We start from the raw sequence: 20,742 nt of genomic DNA, 5'->3' as shown, positions 1-20,742 counted from the left end.
CGCCGTCTCGAAGTCGACGTCGCCGACGTTGCCCGGGTTGTAGCCGGCGTCGATCACGACCGCGCCCGGCTTGATGTCCTCGCCCTTGATGAAGTTCGGCTTGCCGACGGCGGCGACGAGGACGTCGGCCTCGCGGACGATCGAGGAGAGGTCGGTGGTGCGGGAGTGGCAGTAGGTGACGGTGGCGTCGCGGCCGAGGAGCAGCAGTCCGGCCGGCTTGCCGAGGATCGCGCTGCGCCCGACCACGACGGCCCGCTTGCCGGTCAGGCCGACCTCGTACGCGTCGAGGAGCCGCATGATGCCGCCCGGGGTGCAGGAGACGAAGCCGGGCAGACCGAAGCCCATGGCCGCGAAGGACGCCATGGTCACGCCGTCGACGTCCTTCTCCGGGGCGATCGCCTCGAACGCGGCGCGCTCGTCGATGTGCGGGCCGACGGGGTGCTGGAGCAGGATGCCGTGGACCTCGGGGTCGGCGGACAGCGCGCTGATCGCGGCGACGAGTTCCTCGGTGGTGGTGGCCGCGGGCAGTTCGACGTGCTTGGAGCGGATTCCGGCCTTCGCGCAGCGGTTCTGCTTCATCTTCACGTACGTGACGGAGGCCGGGTCCGCGCCGACCAGCACGGTGGCGAGGCAGGGCGTGACGCCTGTGCGGCGGGTGATCTCGGCGGCGCGGGCGGCGGTCTCCTCGACCGTGCGGCGGGCGAGCGCGGTGCCGTCCATGAGGGTCGCGGTGCTGGTGGACATGGGCTGCTCCTGGGCTTCGGCTGCAGAGGAAGTCGCCCAGGCGCGCGGCAGTCGGACGTCGGTCCGTCGGGCCGCTCCCCGGTGGTGATCCACCCAAGCGCCAGTCACGGCCCGAGCCCCACTCTACGTGACCGCCATCGGCACGGTCCGGCCAGGGCGGCGCCGGGACGCTTGTCGACGGACGGCTCCGCGACCACGATGGCGCGCACGGGCCAACGGGACACGGACCGGACACGGGCTGGACGACCTCGGTGGGGAGGCCGACTTGAACGAAGGCTGGACGGCGGCGCGGGAGCCGGACGTGGGCGCGGTGCGCCGGGCGCACGAGGTGTTCACCGCGGGCGGCGAGCTGCGGCGACCGCCGGTGCGCGACCTGGTCGCGGCGTCGTGGCGACGCTCGGCGCGGGCCCGGGTCAGCCCGGACGGGGCGGCCTGCGTGGAGCTGGGCGACGGCGACCTCGCCGCGTACCGGGAGGAGCATCCGCTGGCGGCCGCGATGCCGGTGATCCGGGAGCTGATGGGCGCGTACGCGACGGATGGGGAGCATCTGCTCGCGGTCTGCGACGCGGCGGGCCGGATGATGTGGGTGGAGGGCCATCCGGGCACGCTGCGCAAGGCGGACGGCATGAACTTCGTGGCGGGCGCGCGCTGGTCGGAGTCGGCGGCCGGTACGAACGCGCCCGGCACGGCGATCGCCGTCGACCGCCCGGTCCAGGTGGTCGCCGCCGAGCACTTCCGGCGTCGGGTGCAGGCGTGGACGTGCGCGGCCGCTCCGGTCCACGATCCGCACACCGGCCGGGTGCTCGGCGCGGTCGACATCACGGGCGGCGACGGGCTCGCCCATCCGCACAGCCTGGCGTTCGTGCAGGCGGTGGCCCGGGCGGCGGAGTCGCATCTGGCGCTGCACGCGCCGACCGCGCCCGCAGACCGGCCGCGGCTCTCGGCGCTCGGCCGGGACGAGGCGCTGCTGTGCGCAGGCGGCCGGACCGTACGTCTGAGCCGCCGGCACAGCGAGATCCTGGCGGTCCTCGCACACCGCCCGGAGGGGGTGAGCGGCGAGGAGCTGCTTGTGCAGCTGTACGAGGACGAGTCGGTCACGCCGGTGACGCTGCGCGCGGAGTTGTCGCGGTTGCGCGGGCTGCTCGGCCCGGAGGCGCTGCGCTCGCGCCCGTACCGGCTCGCGTCTCCGGTGGACGCGGACTTCGCGGCCGTGGACCGGCGGCTCGCCTCGGGCGCGGTCGCGGCGGCGCTGGCCGACTACGCGGGTCCGCTGCTGCCGGGTTCGCGAGCGCCTGGGGTGGTGCGGCTGCGCGAGCGGCTCGCGGACCGGCTGCGGGCGGCGCTGGTGGACCGGGCGGACCCGGGGCTGCTCGCGGACTGGACGTACAGCGCGTGGGGCGAGGAGGACGTGGAGATGTGGCGCGCGCTGGCGGACGCGGTCCCGGCGGTGCAGCGGCCGCCGGTACTGGCGCGGCTGCGCACCCTGGACGCGGAACTGTCCTCGGGCGCAACGGGGTTGCAAGGTCCGGGTCCGCGCACTCGGCGGTGAGGAGACAGAGAGGGGCCGGGCACCGCGCACGCGGTACCCGGCGTCGATTCATCGGGCGGCTACAGCGGTGGCCGCGGCGGCTGGGTGCGCCAGAAGGCGCACTGGTGGTCCGTCGTGAAGGACGAACTCATCTGCGTCGCCTGTGGGTTGAGAGTCAGTACCGTTCCCGTCCCGGTCGTGGGCCAGGAGGGCTGCCCCGGCACGGTCGGCGCGCCGAAGCGGGCGAAGGCGCCCCAGTAGCGCTTCATCCGCGTCGCGAGCGCTGCCTGGACCGGGGTCAGGGGGCGGTCGCCCGCCGTGAAGTCGTGCAGGTACGCCAGCTCGGCGCTGTGCGCGTTCGACATGTCGAGCCCGGGGACCTGCGCGCCCGCCAGCGTCGGGGAGTTCGGGTCGTCGAACTCGTAGACGTACGTGGGTACTTGCGTGGCGAACCGCTGAGCCGTCCAGGCGGTCTGGCAGGCGAACGTGGAGTCGGTCATGACCGCGGAGAGGGCCAGGTACGGCGAGCCGAATCCCGACACGGGATAGCGGGCGAGCACTTCAGGACCGGCGGCCCCGTACTCCGCCAGGATCTGCGCCGTGTACTCCTCCTCCGTCAGCCGCGGCTGCGACAGGGCCACGAACAGGCGCGACTCGGAGCGGGTGCTGCCGATCAGCACCGGCACCTTGTTCCAGACCCCGCTCCCGATCGCGGCGCCCGGATCCACCGGCAGCAGCCCGTCACCCGAGGCCGGTCCCGAGGTCGGCAGCGTGCGCGCCGCCTCGACCAGCGTCGCGGCCGGCGCGGCGCGCAGGCACGCGGCGGCCCCGGCCGGATCGGTACAGCCCGCTGCCGCGGCGAATGCCCGGGCCTGCGACGCGGCCCGCGCGATGTCGGGCGTAGGGAGCAGCGTGCACGGCCCGCTCTGCAGCACGGCGCGGTGGAACAGGCCCGCCGCCGAAGGCGCTGCCAGCAGCCCGCAGACCGAAGCGCTGCCCGCCGACTGCCCCGAGACCGTGACGTTGCCGGGGTTGCCGCCGAACGCCGCGATGTTCTCCCGCGTCCAGCGCAGCGCCTCGACCTGGTCCATCAGGCCGAAGGAGCCGGAATGCCGGACGTTCTCCCGTGCCAGTTCGGGCAGCGCCAGGTAACCCAGCTGTCCCAGGCGGTAGTTGATGCTGACCACGACGCTGTCGGTGAGGTCGGCCATCGTCCGGCCGCCGAACTGGGTGCCCGTGCCCATGGTGTACGCACCGCCATGGATCCACAGGATCACCGGAAGCCGGGCTCCCGCGCGGGCTCCCTTGGGACGGTACACGTCCAGGTAGAGGCAGTCCTCGTCGACGGCCGAGGGGTCCGCGAGACCGAACGGCGCGAACTGCACACAGGCCGGTGCCTGCCGGTCAGCCTCCCGTACGCCGCTCCAACGGCTCGGCTCCCGCGGCGCCCGCAGCCGGGCCTCGCCGACCGGGGGCGCGGCGTAGGGGACGCCGAGGAACTCCTGTGCTCCGTCATGATTCAGGCCGCGCAGCGGACCCTGCGCGGTGGTGACGACCGGGCGCGGGGGTGTGCCCGCGTCAGAGGTCGTGACCGCCGTGGCGGGGGCCGTCGACGCGAGCAGAGTCACGAGTGCAAGGGCCGTACCGAGCAGGGATCTTGCCGAGCTGCGCCGATTTTCGGGCCGCTTCATCCGTCCTCCTGAGTCAGCTGGTGTGGAGCGGTGGTCAAGGGCGCAGACCGGCGATCAGGGCTGAGGCAGTGGCGTGGTCGGCGGGGCCGGTGTTCCAGGTGGCGTTCATCGGGCTGACGGCGATCCTGTCGGCGCTGACGGCCTCGACGTCACCGCCCTTCGCCGCCGCGCGCAGATCCACCGTCACGTCGACCTTCCAGGTGCCGTCGCCGGAGTCGGTGAAGTCGGGTTCGAGGATGGTCTGCGGGTCCTGGAAGGTGGCGGCCACACCGACGGCGGCGCCCTTGCCGTCGGGGCCGACGACGGGGTGGTTCACGTTCAGGCCGACGCCCTGGGGCAGCAGCGGCCCGGACTTCGCCCGTGCCCGCAGCCGGTCGATGAGCTTGACGGCGAAGTCGAGCGTGGGGCCCATCGCGTTGACGGTGGCGACCGGATCGGGCGCCGAGACGCCGCCGGTGCTCAGCGCGATGGCGGGTACGCCGGACTCGAGCGCCGCGACGGCACCGCCGACGGTGCCGGAGTGCGTGGCGAGGCCGGCGACGTTCGGGCCGTAGTTGGTGCCGGACACCACCAGGTCGGGGGCGCGGCCCTCGAACACTTCGGAGAGGCCGAAGGCCACCGAGTCGCCCGGGGTGCCGTCGACGGCCCACACCTTCGGCTCGGGGTGCTTCACCGTGATCCTTGGGGCGCTCATCATCTTCGTACCGGCACCGGTCTGGTTGGTGAGCGGGGCGACGATGGTGACGTCGTGTCCGGCGGCGGTCAGCCGCTCGTATGCCTTGCGGATGCCGGGCGCGTTGTAGCCGTCGTCGTTGGTGAGCAGGATCCGCAGCGGCGCCGGGGGCGTCGTGCTCGCCGCGGGCGCCAGGGCCTCATGCGACGAGGCGACCGCGGGGGCCGTTCCGGCGAGGGCCGGCGTACACAGCAGCAGGGCGGCCAGCGGCAGTACTCGCTTGCGTTGCACGGAGCGCTCCTTCGAATGGGAGGTAGGCGAGGGTCGGGGATGAGGGGGTGACCGGCGGGCGCACGACCCCCGGCATGCGCCCGCCGGAGTACGTCGGCTGCGCGGAGCGCGGCGTCGACTGCGTCGGCTGCGCGGAGCGCGGCGTCGCCTGCGTCAGCTGCGTCAGCTGCGTCAGCGCACGCTGCGGATCGGGAGGATGGCGAGCGCGCCGATCAGTGACAGGGCGCCGCCGGCCAGGAACAGCGGGGTGTATCCGCCCAGGGCGGTGACGATGGCGGAGGCGACGAACGGGGCGACGATCTGCGGACCGGCGTTCGCGATGTTGAGGACGCCCATGTCGCGGGCCGCGTCCTCCGCTCGGGGCAGGACCAGGGTGACGAGCGCGGTGTCGACCGCCATGAAGCAGCCGAAGGCGAGGCCGTTGAGCGCGCTGAAGACGAGCATGCCGGTCCAGGTCGGGCTGACGACGGGGACCGCCATGACGACACCGGCCAGCGCGGCCGAGACGCCGACGAACACCTTGCGGCGGTTCCAGCGGTCGGAGAGCAGGCCGCCGACGACGGTGGACAACGCGACGGCGGCCATCGACACCGGAGTGAGGATCGCCATCGCCTCGGGCGGGTTCAGCCCGGCGGGCAGCGCGATGTGGTCGTCCAGGATGTACAGCTGGTAGCCGACGACGGAGAAGTAGCCCAGCACCATCAGGGCGCGGCCGATGAAGGCCCAGCGGAAGTCGTGGTTGGCCAACGCCGAGAGGAACGCCGCGAGTTGGGCGCCCTTGGGCGCTCTCGCGGTGAGCTCGGTTCTGGGGGTGTCACGGCAGAAGACGGAGAGCAGCAGGGCGGCGAGGGCGACGATCGCACCGAAGACCAGATACCCGGTGCGCAGGTGCGTCGCGGTCTGCGCGGCGACGAGTACGCCGACGGTACCGCCGATCGGCAGACCGAGCCCGACCAGCGCGGACGCCGTGCCGCGGCGGGCGACGGGGATGCGGTCGGGCACGATCGCGGTGACCGCCGCCTGGTAGGTGTTCATCGTCGCCTGGACCAGGCACCAGCCGATGCCGACGAGCAGCGCGGTGGAGACGCTGCCGAGGAAGGCCAGGGCGAGCAGCGAGGCGCAGGCGCCGCCGAGGATCCAGGGATTGCGGCGGCCGCTGCGGTCGGAGAGGGCGCCGGCGATCGGGTTGAAGGCGGTGGCGAAGATGGCGCTGATGCCGCCGATCAGGCCCAGGACGGCGACCTTGTCGTCGGGGGCGATCGCGGCGACCTGGGTGGGCAGGAGGACGGAGCCGACGCCCATGTAGAGCGCCATCATGGCCGAGTTGGCGACCAGGAGCAGGAGCATGAGCCCGCGCTGGCGTGGGGCTTCGGGCGCCACGGGGGTGGCGGTGGGGCCGGCGTCGGCCGGCGGGTCGATCGGATCGGTGAGCTCGTTCGTGGCCATGACGACTCCTCGGGGGACGGAGCGGGGAGGTGGCGGGGTACGGGACCGGGGGTCCGGCGGAGTGCGGTGCGGTGCGGTGGTGCGCCGGTTCCGGTACGCGGTTGGGCGGTGCTCGGGTGAGGGAGGCGCCGCGTGAGCGGTCGCGGGGGCGGCGGTGTCACCGGAAGCCGCCGCGGACAGCTGCGGTCCGATACGCGTTGTTACACGTGTCACTCGCAGCGCTGGACCCTGTGTAGCACCCATTTCCAGCCCCCGCTAGAGCTTGCGCAGGGTCGTTGCGCAGATCGTGACCCGGGCGAGATTCGCACGTGGAGCACGTGTAACCAGCCGGTCGGCAGTACGGACCAGGGCCGTTGCGTCTCGAAACCCTCTTGCTCTTGTGGCGACGGTCGCGAATCCGCAATACTCCGTGCCGCACTGTGACGGCCCCAGCGGCCCAGCGGTCCCAGCGACTCCGGCGCTCCGGACTCCGGCGCTCCGGACCCGGCGCTCCGAACTCCGGCCTGCCCAGTACAACCGGCGACCGCTCCCGCCTCTCCCCTCCCCCGCTTCCGCGCACCTCCCTTACGCCGCACCCCCGCGCCCGCCTTCCCGCGCGCCCCCACCGCTCGGGGTGAAGACCGTGAAAGGCCCGCCATGCCGCTCTCACCGGACATCGCCCTGCCCCCGCACCCCGCACCCCCTCCCCGCCATCACCTCCCGGCCGCTCCGCCGCGCCACGCGCTCGCCACCGGGATCGCGCTCCTCGTCGCGTCACTGCTGATCGGATTGCTGCTCCTGGTCGCCGACCGCCCCTTCTTCCAGGGGCTCGACGATCGCTGGGCGGCCTCCGTGGAAGGCGTTCGCTCCGGCGCGGCCACCGACTTCGCCACCGTGCTCGACCGGCTCGGCGGCCCGATCGGCCTGATCCTGCCGCTGATGCTGATCGGTTGTCTCTGCGTCTACGGGCGCTGGCGCTCGGCGCTGTACGTGTTCTCGGCCGCGATCGTCGCCAACCTGGTCGTGGTGCTGCCCCTCAAACTGCTCGTCGACCGCCCGCGACCGCCGCACGTCTGGGTCCTCGTCAACGACGGCTCGTACCCCTCCGGCCAGGTCTTCAGCGCCGTCACACTGATGGTCGCGGCCGCGGTCGTGCTGTTCCCGCCGCGCGCGCGACGCTGGTGGTGGCTGTTCGGCGCCGCGTACGTCGTCTCCATGATGTGGAGCCGCACCTGGCTGCACGCCCAGTGGCTCAGCGACACGCTGGCCGGCGCACTCGGCGGGGCCGGAGCCTGCCTGCTGCTGTGGCGGGCGTTCGCTCCCCTGCTGCGAACGGAGGCGGAGCGGACGGCGGACAGCAGCCTCTGGACCTGACGAGCGTCCACCGAGCCAGCGATATCGCGAATCATTGACGGTCGATGAATTTACGCAATACTCTCACCGGCGTGTCGGGTCGGCGCGTGTTCGGCGCGCGACCCAGGAAGGATTGCCTCATGGCTCTCACCCCAGGCCCTGATCACCCGCTGGTCGACCTCCCGACCGGGCGCCTGCGCGGCGCGGTCGAAGGCGGGGTCGCCGTGTTCCGCGCCGTGCCCTACGCCGCTCCCCCGGTCGGCGACCTGCGCTGGCGACCCGCCCGGCCGCACCCGGGCTGGAGCGGCGTCCGGGACGCCACCGCCGACGGGCCCAGCGCGCCGCAGCTGTACATGGAGGGCGGGGACCCGGTCCTCGGCGGCCATGGATCGCCGCCCTTCGACGAGGACTGCCTGACGCTCAACGTCTGGACCCCGGCGGCCGACGAGGCCCGTCGCCCGGTGCTCGTGTGGATCCACGGCGGCGGCTTCGTCTCGGGCTCCGGATCGCTGCCGAACTACTCGGGCGAGACCTTCGCCCGGGACGGTGATTTCGTGGTGGTGAGCGTCAACTACCGCATCGGCCCGCTGGGTTACCTGTACACCGGCCCCGAGGAGGGCAACCCGGAAGGCGCCGGCAACCCCTGGCTCAGCGACCAGCTGGCCGCGCTCCGCTGGGTCGCGGCGCATATCGCCTCCTTCGGCGGCGACCCGGAGAACGTCACCGTCGCCGGGCAGTCGGGCGGCGCATTGTCCACCGCCGCCCTCGCCGGACTCCCCGAGACCCAAGGCCTGATCAGGCGCGTGATCCTGCAGAGCCCTCCCTTCGGCCTCGATCTCCCCGGCCCGGACGCATACCTGGAACGGACCGCCGCCTATCTGGAACTGGCCGGCGTCAAGACCGTCGCGGAACTGCGCGAGCTGCCCTGGCCCGAGCTGATCGGCGCGGCCGGCGGGCTGTTCGCCCGGACGACGCGCTGGGGCTACTGGCCGACCCCGTTCCTGCCCGTGATCGACGGGGTCACCCTGACGCGCCATCCAGTGGAGGCCCTGCTCCACGGCGCCGCGACCGGCGTCGACGTGATGATCGGCTGGACCCGCGAGGAGGCCAACTTCGGCTTCGCCCTCGACGCGGGGTACGCGGCCGCAGGCCGGGAGCAGGTCACCGCCCGGATCGCCGAGACCTTCGGCGCCGAAGCCGCACCCGGGGTGTACGCGGCGTACGAGCGGGCCCGGCCCGGCGCGCGTCCCGTCGATGTGCTGATGGATCTGATCACGGACGAGCTGTTCCGCGTCCCCGCCGTACGACTGGCCGAGGCCAGGGCGGAGTCGGGGCCGCCCGTCTGGGCGTACCAGTTCGATCTCCCGACGCCCGCGCACGAGGGCCGCCTGGGCGCCGCCCACTGCCTCGAACTCCCCTTCGTCTTCGACAACTTCGACCGGTGGGCGCACGCGCCGTTCCTGGCCGGGATCGACCCGGCGGTCCGTGACGGCCTGGCGCACACCATGCACCAGGCGTGGATCGCCTTCGCCCGCACCGGCGACCCCAATCACCCGGCGATGCCGACGTGGGAGCCGTACGGCACGGACACCCGTACGACGATGCGCTTCGACGCGGTGGTGACCGCTCTCGGCGACCTCGCCGGCGACTCGCGCCGCCTGCACGGGCCGGTGGCGCGAGGGCTCCCCTCCTAGCAAGGGTGAGCGGTGGGCCGCGTCACGGCCGCGTGGCCCACCGCTCCCGTGACTTAACTCGTGTAACCTCGAAGGCGGAAGAAGGTACGAGCACAGGCACGAATCCCACCATGAAGGAGCGTCGAGGGACGTCATGGCCGAAGAAACCCCCGTCCCCGCCTCGATCACCAGCGCCGACGTGGCCCGCTTCGCCGGGGTGTCGCGCGCCACCGTCTCCTTCGTGCTCAACAACACCCAGGGCCACCGGGTCAGCGAGAGCACCCGTGCCCGCGTTCTCGACGCGGCTCGCCAGCTGGGTTACGTCCCGCACGCCGCCGCCCGCTCCCTGCGCGCCGGTCGCAGCAATCTCGTCCTGATGCCCACGTCGATCTCCGCGATCGGCCGGCTCGTCAGCGACTGGGTCGACGACCTGCACAGCGAGCTCGAACGGCACGGCTACACGGCCGTCCTCCACGCGGGCCGCTACGCCGACCCCGTCGACGCCGCCCGCGCCTGGGCGGAACTGCGTCCGGCGGCGGTCGTCGCCCTCGACGGCGACCGCCTCACCGCGCAGGCCGCCGAGTTGCTGCACCGCGCCGGAGTGCGGGGAGTACTCGCCTTCGCGTCCCGTCCCGTGCCCGGCGTCCACACCATCGCATTCGACCACGCCCACATCGGCGCCACGGCCGCCGAGCACCTCATCTCCCGTGGACGGACCCGGATCGGCGTCGTCATGCCCCAGGAGCGCGGCCTCGACAGCCTCGCCCGGCCGCGCCTCGCGGGAGCCGAATCGGTCGCCGCCCGGCACATGGCCACCGTCACCCCGCTGGAGCTCGCCTACACCCGGGAGTCGGCCACCGCGCTCGCCCGGCGCTGGGCGGAGCTGAACCTGGACGCGGTCTTCGCGTACAACGACGAATACGCGGCGCTGCTCCTGCACGCGCTCCAGGCCGAGGGCATCGCCGTACCGGACGAGGTCGCGATCGTCGGCTCCGACGACCTCGTCCTCTCCGCGCTCCAGCAGCCGGCCCTCAGCACGATCCGCCTGGACCTGGCCTCACCCGCGCAGATCGCGGACGCCCTGCACGAGCTGATCGAGACCGGCACGACGCCGCCGCTCCCCGCCATAGAGGCCGTACTCGTCCACCGCCAGACCTCCTGAGCCTCCCTTTCCCGCCCGAGTGTGATCCGCGGGCGGGAAGGGAGGCCGTCGTGCGCTAGGGCCGGACAGGCCCTACGGGACCGCAGGGGCCGGGGTGGTCGCGGCCGCCCCCCGACGGTCGCGCGCGGATTCCCGGGCGAGCGCGGGGGCGCAGAGCCACCAGGCCACCAGGCCCGCGCCCGCGCCGGCGGCCGCTCCGGCCGCCGTGTCGGTGAGCCAGTGCGCGTGCAGCCAGGTACGGCTCCACATCATGGCCAGGGTGAACACCGCTCCCCCGAGCCACCAGGCCCGGCGCCGCGCGGCCGGGACCAGCAGTGCCCCGACGAGGACGACGAGCAGCGCGGCCCCGGCCGCGTGGCCGGACGGGAAGGAGCCGTGGTCGACACGGACGAGCGGGTTCGCCGGACGCGGCCGGTCCACCAGGTGCTTGAGTCCCTGGACGACGAGCAGGTTGCCGGCGAGGTAGACGCCGAGCAGGAAGCCGGCCGAGGTCCAGCGCCTGCGCAGGAGCAGGAAGAACAGCAGGGCGAGCGGTACGACGACGCCCAGCGGGCCGCCGAACCAGTTCAGGGCCGCGGCCAGTACCGCGTACGGCCCGTCGTGCGGGCCGCCCATCCACGCCAGCCACCGGTCGTCCAGGTCCTGGAACGGCGGGTTCGCCGGGTCCGGCCGTACGGCGAGGGCCGGCAGCGTGGCGACGGCGAGCAGGAGAAGCCCTGCCGCCAGGGCACCGGGGCGGCGCCGGGGCGCCGCCCCGGGGGGTCTCTCGGTCAGGGGCGGCGAAGGGGTGAGGGGGTTGCTGGACATGGGGGCCTCTCGCGACCGCGGGGGTGGTGTCCGCGGCCCTTGGGTGGTCGACGTACGGGCGGGACGGGGGCGGACCGGATCCGGCGGCGAGGGAGGAGCGGACTCCGAGGGACTCAGGCCCCCGCGTCCAGGTGCCGTGCCAGGAACGCGACGCTCTCCGCGACGAGCCCCGGGATGTCGGAGCAGCCCAAGAAGATGTGGTCGGCGCCCTCGACGGGTCGGAGGGTCACCTCGCCGCCCACCCCCGCCAGGGCCTCGGCCAGGGCCTCGCTCTGGCTGTACGGGACCAGTCCGTCCTGGGTGCCGTGGATCAGCAGGAACGGCGGCGGCGTCGAGCCCTCGGCGTACGTCACCGGGCTCGCGGCCCGGGCCAGCGCCGGGCGCTGCGCTTCGGCGCCGCCGAGGAGGGCTTCGTACGGGTCGGGGAAGTCGCCGCCCGGCATCGCCGGCATGGGGTGCTCGGCGACGGCGACGAGGTCGGAGACCCCGTACCAGTCGACGACCGCCAGGACCCCGGTGTCGCCGGCGCCCACCCCGTGCGCGCCCTCCAGCGCCTCGGCGTCCGCGCTGTGCGGGCCGACGAGGCCGGCCAGGGCCGCCAGGTGGCCGCCCGCCGACTCGCCCCAGACGGCGATCCGGTCCGGGTCGATGCCGAGGTCGGCGGCGAACCGGCGGACGTAGCGGATCGCGGCCTTCACGTCGTGCAGCTGGGCCGGGAAGGGGGCTTCGAGGCTGTGCCGGTAGTCGATGGAGACGAGCGCGAGTCCGGCCGCCAGGACCGCTCCGTGCAGCAGGGCGGCGGGCACGGTGGGCGGCGGGTAGCGGCGGTCGCCGTCCAGCCAGCCGCCGCCGTGGATCCAGACGACCGCAGGGAACGGCCCTTCTCCGGCCGGGACTTGGACGTCGAGAAGCCGGGGGCGGTAGCCGGGCGTGATGGCGTACGTGACTCCGTCGAAGCGGCGTACCCCGTGCTCGTCCGTCGTGGGCGGCACCGGGGGGTGGTAGGGCGGGGGCGGCCAGGTCATGTCGGCCGGGTCGAGCTCGGCCGGGTGGGTTTGTGTCATGTGCGGCCCTTCTGCCGGCCCGGGGTTCGTAATGCTTTGTCCGAAATGCTTGCGCATGACACCCGGGGAGACGTAACTTGTTACACGTGTTACCAAAACTCTAGCGACGCATTTCCGCCGATGACAAGCCCATCGAGTGTCCGATTCTCGGGTTCGTTACACGAGTGACTCCTGGCGTCGCGCGTCCCCTCCCCGGGAGCACGTCATGCTCACCACCCCCGCTCATCCCGCACCCTGCGCTCCGGCCCGCACCACCACCCCCGCCCCCGCCCGCGCCTTCGCCCACTGGGTCGCCGAGCCCACCGCCGAGACCGTCCCACTGGTCCGCACCCGCGTCCGCGCCGTGCTCGAGGGCTGGCGGATCGCCTCCGATGTCGCGGACACCCTCCTGCTGGCCGTCAGCGAACTCGTCGGCAACGTCGTCCGGCACGCCGCCGCGGCCACCGGCCGGATGCGCGTCGGCGTCTTCTGCGGCGGGGGCTGGCTGCGCCTGGAGGTCGCGGACGGCGCGGCCGACCTGCCCCGCCTGCCCGACCCCTCGGCCGAAGTCGATGTCGATCCGGATGCGGAGGACGGGCGCGGCCTCCTCCTGGTCCAGCTCCTCGCCGCCGAGGCGGGCGGTGAACTCGCCGTCCTGGTGCATGAGTTCGGCAAGTCCGTGCGGGTGCGCGTCCCCGTCTCCTGAGCGACTCGACAGCACCGAGGCGTCTCGAATTATCGCGAAAGATTGACGGCCGCCAAATTATCGAGATACTTGCACCATCTCCCCCGCTGCTCCCTGATCGAGGTGCCGCCCCATGGAGCTCTCCCCTTCGGCTCATGCCGATTCCTTCTGCCGCGACCGGCTGCCCGACTTCTCCCTCTGGCCCGAACTCCACTTCGAGCTACCGGAGTTGGCGTATCCCGACCGGCTCAACTGCGCCCGCCGCCTGCTCGACGACGCCGTCGAGCGCTGGGGCCCCGACCGTCCCTGTCTTCTGACCCCGACCGAGCGCTGGACCTACGGCGAGCTCCAGCAGCGCGCCGACCAGGTCGCCCAGGTGCTCACCGAGGACCGCGGGCTCCGGCCCGGAAACCGCGTCCTGCTGCGCGGGCCGAACAATCCCTGGCTCGTCGCCGCCTGGTTCGGCGTGCTCAAGGCCGGCGGAGTCGCCGTCACCACGATGCCGCTGCTCCGCTCCGCCGAACTCGCCGAACTGTGCGAGATCAGCCGTCCGACGGTCGCCCTGTGCGACCACCGCTACGTCGCGGAACTCGAAACGGCGGACCTGCCGGTCATCCCGTACGGGGGCGCCGGCGCGGCCGATCTGACCGCCCTCTGCGCCACGAAGGAGGGCCGGTTCACCGCCGTGGAGACGGCCGCCGACGACGTGGCGCTGATCGCCTTCACCTCCGGCACGACCGGGCGGCCCAAGGCGACCCTGCATTTCCACCGGGACGTTCTGGCCAACGCCGACACGTTCTCCCGGCACATCCTCAAACCCCGCCCCGACGACGTCTTCACCGGCACACCGCCACTCGCCTTCACCTTCGGCCTCGGCGGGCTCGTGGTCTTCCCGCTGCACGTGGGCGCCGCGACCCTGCTGGTCGAGCAGGCCAACCCTGAGCAGCTGGCCGACCTGGTAGCCGCGCACGGGGTGACCGTCCTGTTCACCGCGCCCACCGCCTACCGGGCGATCATGGCCGCCGGAGCGACCGGGCAGTTGTCCGGCCTGCGCCGCTGCGTGTCAGCCGGGGAACCCCTGCCCGCCGCCGTGTGGGAGCAGTTCCACGCCGCCACCGGCCTGCGGATCATCGACGGCATCGGCGCCACCGAGATGCTGCACGTGTTCCTCTCCGCCTCCGACGACGACATCAGGCCCGGCTCCACGGGCCGGCCCGTCCCGGGATACCGCGCCGCCGTGGTCGACGACCAGGGCGATCCGGTCCCCGACGGGCAGCCCGGCCTGCTTGCCGTCACCGGACCCACCGGCTGCCGCTACCTCTCCGACCCGCGCCAGACGATGTACGTCAGGAACGGCTGGAACATCACCGGCGACACCTACATCCGGGACGCCGAGGGCTACTTCTGGTACGTGGCCCGCAGCGACGACATGATCGTCTCCGCCGGGTACAACATCGCGGGACCGGAGGTCGAGAAGGCCCTCGACGCCCACCCGTACGTCGAGGACTGCGGGGTCGTCGGCGCTCCCGACGAGCGGCGCGGCATGCTCGTCAAGGCGTACGTCGTCCTGCGCGAGGGCGTGCCCGCGGCCGAGGCCACCGTCCGCGAGCTCCAGGCGCACGTCAAGCAGGCCATCGCGCCGTACAAGTACCCGAGGGCCGTCGAGTTCGTCGCCGAACTCCCGAAGACGGCCAACGGCAAGCTCCAGCGCGGCGAACTGCGGCAGCGCGCGCGGGCCGAGGCCCGCGCCGAGGACACCCGTACCGACGCCGCGGAGAGCAGTTGCGCCGCCGGCGCCCCCGAGGCGCTGGTCCCGGACCTGCCCAGCGTCACCGTCGAACGCCGCGTCGAATGGCCCGACACGGACGCCGCCGGCCACTACCACCACTCCACCGTCGTGCGCTGGGTCGAGGCGGCCGAGGCCGTACTGCTGCGCCGTCTGGGCCTTTCCCATCTCTTCGGCAGTACGCCCCGCGTCCGCTTCGAGGCCGACTACCGGGCCCGGCTCTGGTTCGGCGAGGCCGTCCGTACCGAGCTGCGGGTCACCAAGGTCGGCGTGAGCTCCCTGCACTACGCCTTCACGGTCCTCGGTGAGGAGGGCACGGAGGCGGCCTCCGGCCGCATGGTCATCGCCCACTCGGCGGCCCGCGCCACCGGCGCCACGCCCTGGCCGGCCGATGTCCGCGAAGTCCTCACCAAGGCGGGCCCGCAGGCCCCCGAGCTGATCACCGGAACCACAGGAGTCACCCCATGCGCGTAGCAGTCATCGGAGGAGGGCCCGGCGGCCTGTACTTCGCGGCCCTGGCCAAGCAGCTCTCCCCGGACTGGGAGGTCACCGTCTGGGAGCGCAACGCCCCCGACGACACGTTCGGCTTCGGAGTCGTCTTCTCCGACGAGACCCTCGACGGCATCGCGACCGCCGACCCGGTCGTCCACGCCGCCATGTCGGCGGAGTTCGCCCGCTGGAGCGACATCGACGTCCGCCATCGGGGGCAGACCCTCACGTCCGGCGGTCACGGCTTCGCCGCCCTCGGCCGCCGCAGCCTGCTGCGGATCCTCCAGGACCGCTGCGCCGCCCTCGCCGTGGACGTCCGCTACCGCACCCAGGCGCCGCCGGCCGACCGGCTCGCCGCCGAGTACGACCTGGTGGTGGCCTGCGACGGCGTCCGCTCGGCGACCCGCGCCGCGTACGCCGACACGTTCGGTCCGGACCTGGACGAGCGTTCCGGCCGCTACATGTGGCTCGGCACCGACAAGGTCTTCGAGGCCTTCACCTTCATCGTGGAGGAGCGGGCCTTCGGCACCCTCCAGGTGCACGCCTACCCGTACGACGACACGCGCTCCACCTTCATCGTCGAGCTCGGCGAGGACGCCTGGCGGCGCGCCGGATTCGCACAGTCCGCCGACCGCGCGTATCCGCCCGGCGTCAGCGACGAGGAGGGCATCCGGCGCTGCGAGGAGATCCTCGACGGACACCTGGACGGCCACCGGCTGCTGCCCAACAACTCCAAGTGGCTCCGCTTCACGACGGTGCGCAACCGCACCTGGCGGCACGAGAACGTGGTGCTGCTCGGGGACGCCGCCCACACCGCCCACTTCTCCATCGGCTCCGGCACCAAGCTCGCCATGGAGGACGCCCTCGCCCTCGCGGCGTGCCTGCACGAGCACCCGGACGACGTTCCGGGCGCGCTCGCCGCGTACGAGGACGAGCGCCGGCCGGTCGTGGAGTCCACCCAGCGGGCCGCGCAGGCCAGCCTGGAGTGGTTCGAGAACATCGACCGCTACACCGGCCAGGACCCGCACCAGTTCGCGTTCAACCTGCTGACCCGCAGCCGCCGCGTCACCTACGACAACCTGCGCGTCCGCGACGAGGCGTTCACCACCGCCGTCAACACCACCGCCCCCGTCCCTCCCATGTTCCGGCCGCTGCGCATCGGCGGACTTCGGCTGCGCAACCGGGTCGTCGTCCCGCCCACCGCCCTCGCCACGGCCCGCGACGGCATCCCTGGCGACTTCGACCTCGTCCACCTGAGCGCCCAGTCCCTGGGCGGAGCCGGCCTGGTCATCGCCGGCATGACCGCCGTCGCCGCCGACGCCCGCCCGGACTCCGGCTGCCCGGGTCTGTGGAACGATGAGCAGGAGGCTGCCTGGCGGCGCATCACCGGCCTCGTCCACGACCAGAGCGACACCCGCCTCGGCGTCCAACTCACCCACGGGGGCCGCCGGGCCTCCGCCGGACCGCCGATCGCGGCCTCCCCCCTGCCCTGGGACGAGCAGGGCCCGGTGCCGCGCGAGGCCACCCGCCACGACATGGACCTGGTCGTACGGGACTTCGTCCGCGCGGCCGGGCGCGCCGACCGCGCCGGGTTCGACGCCGTGGAACTCCAGTACGGGCACGGACACCTGCTCTCCGGATTCCTCTCGCCGCTGACCAACCGACGCACCGACGAGTACGGCGGCGACCTGGAAGGACGGCTGCGCTTCCCCCTGGAAGTGCTGCGCGCCGTACGGGAGATCTGGCCCGCCGACAAGGCGCTGCTCGTCCGGATCTCCGCCGCCGACTGGGCGAAGGGCGGGCTCAGCGAGGCGGACGCCGTCGGCATCGCCCGTGCCCTCGCCGAGGCCGGCGCCGACGCCATCGACGTCTCCACCGGCGAGGTCGTCCCGTACGAGCGACCCCGCTTCGGCCGCAGCTATCAGACCCCGTACGCCGACCTGATCCGCAACGCGACCGGGGTCCCGACCATCGCCGTCGGCGCCATCTCCACGTACGACGACGTGAACTCGATCATCCTGGCCGGCCGCGCCGACCTGTGCGGCGTGGGCCGCGCCCAGCTGCACGACCCGCTGTGGACCCTGCACGCGGCCGCCGCGCAGGGCTACCACGGCCCCGCCGCGCCGTGGGCGCCGTCCTGGCAGGCGGGCAGCAGTCGCCCGCCGGCGGCCCGCACCGACCGGGTGCCGCCGCGGCTCGAACTCCTGCGGCAGCCCGCCGTTCCCGTGCACCAGCGCTGGCTGCCGCGCGTGGCCTCCACCGCCCGCGCCCGATGAAAGGGGGACCACCCGTGCGACAACCGCCCCTTGACACCCTGCCCCGGTTCACGGCCGCCGCCGTCCAGGCCTCGCCCGTGTACCTCGACCCCGCCGCCACCGTCGACAAGGCCGTCGCCCTGATCGCCGAGGCGGCTGGGAACGGGGCCCGACTGATCGTGTTCCCCGAGGTGTTCGTACCCGGATACCCGTACTGGAACTGGACGATGAACCCCGTCCAGGGCTCCCCGTGGTTCGAGCGCCTGCAGCGCGCCTCCGTCGACGTCCCCGGCCCGCACGTCGACGCCCTGCGCGCGGCGGCCCGCCAGTACGGCGTGGTCCTGGTCATCGGCGTCAACGAGCGAGCCGCCCACAGCCTCGGCGTCCTCTACAACACCCTGCTCACCATCGGCCCGGACGGTGAACTCCTCGGCACACACCGCAAGTTGGTCCCCACCTGGGCCGAGAAGCTCACCTGGACCGGCGGCGACGGCAGTTCGCTGCGCGTCCATCGAACTCCCGTCGGCCCGCTCGGCGCCCTCGCCTGCGGCGAGAACACCAACACCCTGGCCCGGTTCGCCCTCCTCGCGCAGGGCGAACTGGTCCACGCCTCCTGCTACATCGCGCTGCCCGTCGCCCCGGCCGACTACGACATGGCCGACGCGATCGCGGTGCGGACCGCCGCCCACAGCTTCGAGGGCAAGGTTTTCTCCGTCGTCGCCTGCTCCACCGTCTCCCCGGAGATCGTCGACACCCTCGCCGGCGACGACGAGGAGCTGCGCGCCCTCTTCCAGCGGCCGCGCAGCGCGCTGTCCGGCATCTTCGGCCCCGACGGCCGGCCGGTCACCGAACCGCTCGTCGACGACGAGGGCATCGTCTACGGCGAGATCGACCTCGGCCGCTGCATCCAGCCCAAGCAGATGCACGACATCACCGGCCACTACAACCGCTTCGACATCTTCCGCCTCGAAGTCGACAACACCCCGCGCCCGCCGGTGACGTTCACCGTGCCGCCGGCGGGCCCTCTGACCACCCATCCTGAGGAGGACGCATGACCATCGAGCAGGACGACGCCATGCTCGGCCGCGCCCGGGTCTCCGACACCCCCGAACTCACCGCGTACTACGGCGAACTGGAAGCCCTCGACGCCGGCGCCCTGTGGACCGTCGCCAACGACATCGAGCCCTGGTATCCGCAGCCCAAGTCCGTTCCCGTGCTGTGGCGTTACGAGGAACTGCGACCGCTCGTCCACAAGGCCCTCGGCCTCGTCAAGGCCGACGACGCCGGACGTCGCGTCGTCATGCTGGTCAACCCCGGCCGCAGGGACGTCAGCGCCGCCGCGGGTCTGCTCTACACGGGCCTGCAGATCATGGGCCCGGGCGAGGCGATGACCGCCCACCGGCACCAGGCCGCCGCCCTGCGCTTCGTCCACGAGGGCGCCGGCGCCTGGACGATCGTCGACGGCCAGAAGCTCAAGGTCGGCCCGCGCGACTTCGCCATCACCCCGAACGGCACCTGGCACGAGCACGGCAACGACGGGGCCGACGCCCCGGTGATCTGGCAGGACGGCCTCGACATTCCGCTGGTCAACGCCCTGGACGCCGGGTTCTACGAGGTGCACCCCGAGCTCCATCAGACGCCCGGGAAAGTGGTCAACTCCTCCGTCCTCACCTACTCCGGCACCCTGCTCCCGTACGGCGTGGAGAAGTGGACCCGGCCCTACTCGCCGCTCCTCGCCTACCCGTGGGAGCCGACGTACGAGGCCCTGCGCGGCCTGGCCGAGGCGACGGAGGGCTCCCCGTACGACGGGGTCATCGCGGAGTACACCAACCCGGTGACCGGCGGTTCGGTGATGCCGACCATGGGCGCCCACATGCAGCTGCTGCGGCCGGGGCAGGCCACCGCGGCCCACCGCCACACCGGCTCGGTGATCTACACCGTCGCCAAGGGCCGGGGCGCGTCGGTGATCGCCGGACGGCGGTTCGAGTGGCGGGAAGGGGACATCTTCTGCGTCCCGTCCTGGGCCTGGCACGAGCACCACAACCTCGACCCGTCCGAGGACGCCTGCCTGTTCTCCTTCAACGACTTCCCCGTCATGCGCTCGCTCGGCTTCCACCGGGAAGAGGCGTACCCCGACAACGGCGGCCACCAGCCCGTCACCGCCGCCTGACTCAGAAGGAACCCTTCCCATGCGTCTGCTGACCTTCACCCCCACCGCCGACCCCGCCGACACCGCACCGCGGCCGGGTGTCGAGACCGACGGCCACGTCCTCGACCTCGCCGCCCTCGCCGCCCACGCCGGCGTCCCGCTCCCGCACGACCTGCTCGGCCTGGTCAAGGCCGGTCCCGCCGCGCTGCACGCCGCCCGCAGGCTGCTCGAAGGGGACCGGCCCGCCCATGCCGTCCACCGGACCGAGGACGTCCGTCTCAGCGCCCCCTTCCGCCCCGGCAAGATCATCGGGGTCGGCCTCAACTACGTCGAGCACGTCGAGGAGTCCAGCCGCAGTCTCGACACCGACAAGGAACTCCCGCCCCGTCCCGTCCTGTTCAGCAAGCCCGCCACCGCCGTCACCGGCCCCGGCGCGCCCATCCTGCACAACGCCGACCTCACCGCCCAGCTGGACTGGGAGTGCGAACTCGCCGTCGTCATCGGCCGCACCGCGTACCGGGTGAGCGAGGAGGACGCGTACGACCACATCTTCGGCTTCAGCATCGTCAACGACATCAGCGCCCGCGACCAGCGCCGCTCCGGCCAGTGGTTCTTCTCCAAGGGCCAGGACTCGTACGCGCCGTTCGGCCCGGTGGTCGTCACCGCCGACGCGATCCCCGACCCCATGGCCCTCGACCTCTCGCTGCGCGTCAACGGTGTCACCAAGCAGAAGTCGAACACCCGGCACATGCTCTTTCCCATCGCCCGCCTGATCGCCGACATCAGCTCCGGCATGACCCTGGAGCCCGGCGACGTCATCGCGACGGGCTCGCCCTCGGGGGTGGGGGCCGGCATGGTCCCGCCCGAGTTCCTCGTGCCCGGTGACACGGTGGAGGCCACGGTCGAGCTGATCGGCACGCTGACCAACCCCGTCGTCGACGCCCGCTGATCCCCCGTACGCCCAGTAAGCACCGAGGAGTACCCGTGC

General features: G+C 73.0%; 16 protein-coding genes, 1 pseudogene and 1 riboswitch. Of the genes and pseudogenes, 11 read left to right on the top strand and 6 right to left on the bottom strand.

What is annotated here, in order from left to right:
* Positions 1 to 744, bottom strand: a 744-nt coding sequence (locus VIU94_RS12035; protein WP_331910528.1) for a bifunctional 5,10-methylenetetrahydrofolate dehydrogenase/5,10-methenyltetrahydrofolate cyclohydrolase, incomplete at its 3' end; no start/stop codon positions are given.
* A 27-nt stretch (positions 745 to 771) separates the two neighbouring features.
* Positions 772 to 862: riboswitch (ZMP/ZTP riboswitch) on the bottom strand.
* Positions 863 to 1,009: 147 nt separating this feature from the next.
* Here VIU94_RS12035 and VIU94_RS12030 point away from each other — a divergent pair.
* Positions 1,010 to 2,293, top strand: coding sequence for a GAF domain-containing protein (locus VIU94_RS12030; RefSeq protein ID WP_331910526.1), 1,284 nt, complete (start codon positions 1,010 to 1,012; stop codon positions 2,291 to 2,293).
* Between the two features lie 59 nt (positions 2,294 to 2,352).
* Here the strand turns inward: VIU94_RS12030 and VIU94_RS12025 are convergent, their stop codons facing one another.
* From VIU94_RS12025 to VIU94_RS12015, 3 genes are all read right to left on the bottom strand, one after another.
* Entirely contained in the window at positions 2,353 to 3,900 is a 1,548-nt protein-coding gene (locus tag VIU94_RS12025) for a carboxylesterase/lipase family protein (RefSeq protein WP_331910524.1), read from the bottom strand.
* 97 nt (positions 3,901 to 3,997) lie between these two features.
* Positions 3,998 to 4,927, bottom strand: a complete 930-nt coding sequence (gene surE / locus VIU94_RS12020) for a 5'/3'-nucleotidase SurE (RefSeq protein WP_331910522.1) — start codon at positions 4,925 to 4,927, stop codon at positions 3,998 to 4,000.
* Positions 4,928 to 5,098: 171 nt separating this feature from the next.
* Positions 5,099 to 6,373 carry an MFS transporter gene (locus VIU94_RS12015; RefSeq protein WP_331910520.1) on the bottom strand — a complete coding sequence of 425 codons (1,275 nt, stop codon included), beginning with the start codon at positions 6,371 to 6,373 and terminating at the stop codon, positions 5,099 to 5,101.
* Positions 6,374 to 7,009: 636 nt separating this feature from the next.
* On the opposite strand from VIU94_RS12015, the gene VIU94_RS12010 reads away from it, so the two are divergent.
* The 3 genes from VIU94_RS12010 (at position 7,010) to VIU94_RS12000 (ending at position 10,540) form a co-directional block, all read left to right on the top strand.
* The gene (locus tag VIU94_RS12010) at positions 7,010 to 7,726 is read left to right on the top strand and encodes a phosphatase PAP2 family protein (RefSeq protein WP_331910518.1); all 717 of its coding nucleotides are present in this window, start codon (positions 7,010 to 7,012) and stop codon (positions 7,724 to 7,726) included.
* A gap of 119 nt (positions 7,727 to 7,845) precedes the next feature.
* Positions 7,846 to 9,399 carry a carboxylesterase/lipase family protein gene (locus tag VIU94_RS12005; protein WP_331910516.1) on the top strand — a complete coding sequence of 518 codons (1,554 nt, stop codon included), beginning with the start codon at positions 7,846 to 7,848 and terminating at the stop codon, positions 9,397 to 9,399.
* Between the two features lie 133 nt (positions 9,400 to 9,532).
* A complete protein-coding gene (locus VIU94_RS12000; protein WP_331910514.1) occupies positions 9,533 to 10,540 on the top strand; it encodes a LacI family DNA-binding transcriptional regulator in 1,008 nt (335 codons plus the stop codon).
* Between the two features lie 72 nt (positions 10,541 to 10,612).
* On the opposite strand, the gene VIU94_RS11995 is transcribed toward VIU94_RS12000, so the two are convergent.
* Both VIU94_RS11995 and VIU94_RS11990 read right to left on the bottom strand, forming a co-directional pair.
* A complete protein-coding gene (locus VIU94_RS11995) occupies positions 10,613 to 11,347 on the bottom strand; it encodes a phosphatase PAP2 family protein (protein ID WP_331910512.1) in 735 nt (244 codons plus the stop codon).
* Between the two features lie 113 nt (positions 11,348 to 11,460).
* On the bottom strand, positions 11,461 to 12,411 hold the full coding sequence (locus VIU94_RS11990; protein WP_331910510.1) for an alpha/beta hydrolase fold domain-containing protein: 951 nt from the start codon (positions 12,409 to 12,411) through the stop codon (positions 11,461 to 11,463).
* 205 nt (positions 12,412 to 12,616) lie between these two features.
* On the opposite strand from VIU94_RS11990, the gene VIU94_RS11985 reads away from it, so the two are divergent.
* The 7 genes and pseudogenes from VIU94_RS11985 (at position 12,617) to VIU94_RS11955 (ending at position 20,703) form a co-directional block, all read left to right on the top strand.
* A complete protein-coding gene (locus VIU94_RS11985) occupies positions 12,617 to 13,096 on the top strand; it encodes an ATP-binding protein (protein WP_331910508.1) in 480 nt (159 codons plus the stop codon).
* 112 nt (positions 13,097 to 13,208) lie between these two features.
* A pseudogene (locus VIU94_RS11980) lies at positions 13,209 to 14,807 on the top strand (AMP-binding protein); the annotation flags it as partial.
* Positions 14,793 to 15,335 carry an acyl-CoA thioesterase gene (locus VIU94_RS11975; protein WP_414720934.1) on the top strand — a complete coding sequence of 181 codons (543 nt, stop codon included), beginning with the start codon at positions 14,793 to 14,795 and terminating at the stop codon, positions 15,333 to 15,335. The pseudogene VIU94_RS11980 and the gene VIU94_RS11975, both read left to right, overlap by 15 nt.
* Positions 15,326 to 17,626: an oxidoreductase gene (locus VIU94_RS11970; protein ID WP_331910506.1), complete on the top strand. Its 2,301-nt coding sequence runs from the start codon at positions 15,326 to 15,328 to the stop codon at positions 17,624 to 17,626. The genes VIU94_RS11975 and VIU94_RS11970 overlap by 10 nt, the downstream gene beginning before the upstream one ends.
* Positions 17,627 to 17,640: 14 nt before the next feature.
* Complete coding sequence (locus VIU94_RS11965; protein WP_331910504.1) at positions 17,641 to 18,660, top strand: carbon-nitrogen hydrolase family protein; 1,020 nt, start codon at positions 17,641 to 17,643, stop codon at positions 18,658 to 18,660.
* Entirely contained in the window at positions 18,657 to 19,775 is a 1,119-nt protein-coding gene (locus VIU94_RS11960) for a cupin domain-containing protein (protein WP_331910502.1), read from the top strand. Before VIU94_RS11965 ends, VIU94_RS11960 begins: the two co-directional genes overlap by 4 nt.
* A 19-nt stretch (positions 19,776 to 19,794) precedes the next feature.
* Complete coding sequence (locus VIU94_RS11955) at positions 19,795 to 20,703, top strand: fumarylacetoacetate hydrolase family protein (RefSeq protein ID WP_331910500.1); 909 nt, start codon at positions 19,795 to 19,797, stop codon at positions 20,701 to 20,703.
* The last annotated feature ends 39 nt before the right edge of the window (positions 20,704 to 20,742 follow it).

It is taken from the genome of Streptomyces sp. (assembly GCF_036566765.1).
GTDB lineage: Bacteria > Actinomycetota > Actinomycetes > Streptomycetales > Streptomycetaceae > Streptomyces.
Note: the sequence above shows the minus strand (reverse complement) of the source record. Positions and strands in the feature narration are given on the sequence as shown.

Excerpts from the sequence above, each read along its gene's own strand:
- VIU94_RS12015 (WP_331910520.1), bottom strand. The coding sequence starts at position 6,373 with ATGGCCACGAACGAGCTCACCGATCCGATCGACCCGCCGGCCGACGCC.
- VIU94_RS12005 (WP_331910516.1), top strand. The coding sequence starts at position 7,846 with ATGGCTCTCACCCCAGGCCCTGATCACCCGCTGGTCGACCTCCCGACC.
- VIU94_RS11960 (WP_331910502.1), top strand. The coding sequence starts at position 18,657 with ATGACCATCGAGCAGGACGACGCCATGCTCGGCCGCGCCCGGGTCTCC.
- VIU94_RS11985 (WP_331910508.1), top strand. The coding sequence starts at position 12,617 with ATGCTCACCACCCCCGCTCATCCCGCACCCTGCGCTCCGGCCCGCACC.
- VIU94_RS11990 (WP_331910510.1), bottom strand. The coding sequence starts at position 12,411 with ATGACACAAACCCACCCGGCCGAGCTCGACCCGGCCGACATGACCTGG.
- VIU94_RS11955 (WP_331910500.1), top strand. The coding sequence starts at position 19,795 with ATGCGTCTGCTGACCTTCACCCCCACCGCCGACCCCGCCGACACCGCA.
- VIU94_RS12010 (WP_331910518.1), top strand. The coding sequence starts at position 7,010 with ATGCCGCTCTCACCGGACATCGCCCTGCCCCCGCACCCCGCACCCCCT.
- VIU94_RS11995 (WP_331910512.1), bottom strand. The coding sequence starts at position 11,347 with ATGTCCAGCAACCCCCTCACCCCTTCGCCGCCCCTGACCGAGAGACCC.
- VIU94_RS11970 (WP_331910506.1), top strand. The coding sequence starts at position 15,326 with ATGCGCGTAGCAGTCATCGGAGGAGGGCCCGGCGGCCTGTACTTCGCG.
- VIU94_RS12000 (WP_331910514.1), top strand. The coding sequence starts at position 9,533 with ATGGCCGAAGAAACCCCCGTCCCCGCCTCGATCACCAGCGCCGACGTG.